This is a genomic window from Blautia sp. AF19-10LB (assembly GCF_003461245.1).
In the GTDB taxonomy this organism is placed as follows: Bacteria; Bacillota; Clostridia; order Lachnospirales; family Lachnospiraceae; genus Blautia_A; species Blautia_A intestinihominis.
On the sequence record NZ_QTWS01000080.1, the window covers coordinates 1 to 2,934 of the forward strand.

The 2,934-nt window shown below is 43.3% G+C and carries 3 protein-coding genes; 2 read left to right on the plus strand and 1 reads right to left on the minus strand.

Annotation, left to right across the window (positions count from 1 at the left end):
- A partial coding sequence (locus tag DWX28_RS19050; protein WP_243002506.1) for an RNA-guided endonuclease InsQ/TnpB family protein occupies positions 1-591 on the plus strand: 591 nt, incomplete at its 5' end.
- A 193-nt stretch (positions 592-784) separates the two neighbouring features.
- Here DWX28_RS19050 and DWX28_RS19055 read toward each other — a convergent pair.
- Entirely contained in the window at positions 785-2,101 is a 1,317-nt protein-coding gene (locus DWX28_RS19055; protein ID WP_118254752.1) for an MATE family efflux transporter, read from the minus strand.
- Positions 2,102-2,388: 287 nt separating this feature from the next.
- Between DWX28_RS19055 and tnpA the strand changes: the two genes are divergently transcribed.
- Positions 2,389-2,802, plus strand: coding sequence for an IS200/IS605 family transposase (gene tnpA / locus DWX28_RS19060; RefSeq protein WP_202030003.1), 414 nt, complete (start codon positions 2,389-2,391; stop codon positions 2,800-2,802).
- Positions 2,803-2,934: the final 132 nt, after the last annotated feature.

The window sequence follows — 2,934 nt, forward strand, 5'->3', positions numbered from 1 at the left end:
AAAAAAAGACCGGCAGAAAAATTCATTGGGATCGATTTTGCGATGCAGGGAATGTGTGTGTTTTCTACCGGTGAAAGAGCTGAATATCCGATGTTCTACCGGAACACAGAGAAAAAGATTGCATGGGAACAGCGGAAACTGTCCAGATGTCAGAAAGGCAGTCAGAATTATAAAAAGCAGAAGAAACGAGTTGCTCTGTGCCACGAAAAGATCCGAAATCAGAGAAAAGATTTTCAGCATAAACTCAGTGCCAGTCTTGCCGAGAGCTTCGATGCAGTATGCGTGGAAGATCTGAATCTGAAAGGAATGGCAGGAGGACTTCATCTTGGAAAAGGCGTACATGATAATGGATATGGTCTGTTTCTGTCTATGCTGGAATATAAACTGGAGGAACGAGGAAAATATCTGATAAAAGTAGATCGTTATTTTGCATCAAGTAAGATTTGCAGTGCATGTGGAAAGAAAAAAGAAAACTTGTCTTTATCTGAAAGGATTTATTACTGTGAATGCGGACACAGAATGGACCGTGATGTAAATGCAGCAGTGAACATCATGAATGAGGGAAAAAGAACCTTTGCAGAATGTGCATGACAGCACAATAAAAAGTCCGTAACAGGACTAATAAAAATCGCGGGGCACGCGAGGATAGCTTGTAGATACTTGGCTCAGTGGAGCCATTGAGCAAGAAGCCCCCACTTCAAAATCAAAGATTTAAGTGGTGGGAGCATGTCACCGGGAACTGCACTCTTTTGTTTTTGTATCTGTATGGAGCTGTCAGAGACCACTATTTTTCATGAAATTTCATATAAACGAGACCGGTAACATCGGCAAGCACCCATCCGATCGGGATCGCCATCCAGATGCCGGTTTCTCCGATATATGCAGACAGGATATACGCCAGAGCTACACGTGTTCCGAGAGATATCACAGTCAGGATGACGGACATGCCCGGTTTCTTGACTGCACGATAGTAACCATACAGCAAAAACAGACAGCCGATTCCGCAGTAAAAAGCCCCCTCGATCCGGAGATAACGCACACCGGAAGCAATAACTGCAGTTTCTTTCGCACTGACAAAGATCCTCATCAGCGGTGCGGCAAAAATACATACCACCGCCGAGATAACAATACAGAAAAGAAAACTGATCAGGAATGATTCTTTTGTTCCCTTGCGGATTCGCTCTTTTTTGCCTGCACCGTAATTCTGTGCGATAAAGGTAGAATATGCATTGCCGAAATCCTGTACCGGAAGATACGCAAACGTATCAATTTTGACAGCAGCAGCAAAAGCAGCCATAATGACCGGTCCGAAGCTGTTTACCAGTCCCTGCACCATCAGGATACCAAAGTTCATGACAGACTGCTGGACGCAGGTCATAGAAGACAGATTTCCAATCTCACCAAGGATCTGGCGGTTGAATTGTAGATCCTCTCTGGAAGGAAGCAGATCACGGCATTTCAGCAGTACATAGAGCGTAATGCCGATGCCTGAAACATACTGTGCGATCACCGTTGCCAGTGCGGCACCACGGATACCCCATGGGAGTACAGCCACGAATAAAAGATCCAGTCCGATATTCAGGACAGCAGAGACCGCAAGAAATACCAGCGGAATTGTGGAATTCCCAAGTGCACGGAGCAGACAGGAAAAGTAATTGTACAGTGAAGTGGCAATGATACCCGCAAATATCACAAGCAGATAAGCTTTCATGCCATCCCATACCTCGTCAGGTACACGCAGGAAATGCAGGATCGGATCAATTCCTATGTACACCAGGACATTCAAAAGCACTGTGACAGCCATGATCAGTGCAAAAGCATGTACGATCGCATTGCGCAGAGAATCCTGATCGTTTTTTCCCTTATAAATAGAAAAAAGAGCCCCCGATCCCATACTGAGTCCCAGAAAGATAGAAGTCAGAAAAGTCATCAGAGTATAAGCAGATCCCACCGCCGCCAGCGCATTGCTTCCAAGCACACGCCCGACGATCAGTGTATCCGCAATATTATAGAACTGCTGCAGAAGATTGCCGGCCATCATAGGTAGCGCAAACAGCAGCAGTGAGCGGGAGATTTTCCCCTCGGTCAAGTCATGATACATTTTTGGTTACCTCATCCTAATAAATTTTTATATATTATAGCATGTTAAAAAACAGACTTCCATAGATGAAAGTTCGATATTAGGATAATAAGCGGGAATCCTCGGCAATTCAATTACCGAGATGAAAGCGCAGGATTGTGCATATCTGCACATTGAAAAAATATAATAATTCCTCTCCCACCCTGATATTAGTGCCGTAACCGGCATACAACTGAACCACTATAAACAATCGAAAATATGTTTGGGGTTTTGCTGCACATTTCCACTCATCATGTTATACTATATGTATGAAAGAAAATCTAATACATTATAGAACTTGTGTGTGTAATATCAACTACCATATGGTATGGTCGGTGAAATACCGGCGGAAAATATTAAACCAAGAAATTGAGGAATATCTTCAGAAACTGGTGCAGCAGATTGCTGAGGATAAGGGGTTTACTGTTCACTTATTTGAATGTGGTGAAGGTGATCATGCCCACTGTTTTGTATCAGCTCCACCAAAGCTGTCCATAACAGCAATTGTCAAGTATCTGAAGGGGATCACCGGCAGAAAACTGTTTGAACGTTTTCCAGAAATAAGAAACCAGCTGTGGAAAGGAGAGCTGTGGAACCATTCCTATTATTATGTGGAAACAGTCGGATCTGTATCTGAGGAAAATATTCGACGTTATATTGAGCATCAGAGCAAGTCGTATTAATTCAAGGTGGATTATAAATTTCCATCCGTAAGAGTGTATGAAGGAGGAAGAGGAATGCTGCTGTCACATAAAGCATCCATAAAGATCAGTCAGGAATATTCCAATATCATAGGGCATATGTGTTATGCAGCA

Excerpts from the sequence above, each read along its gene's own strand:
- DWX28_RS19055 (WP_118254752.1), bottom strand. The coding sequence starts at position 2,101 with ATGTATCATGACTTGACCGAGGGGAAAATCTCCCGCTCACTGCTGCTG.
- tnpA (WP_202030003.1), top strand. The coding sequence starts at position 2,389 with ATGAAAGAAAATCTAATACATTATAGAACTTGTGTGTGTAATATCAAC.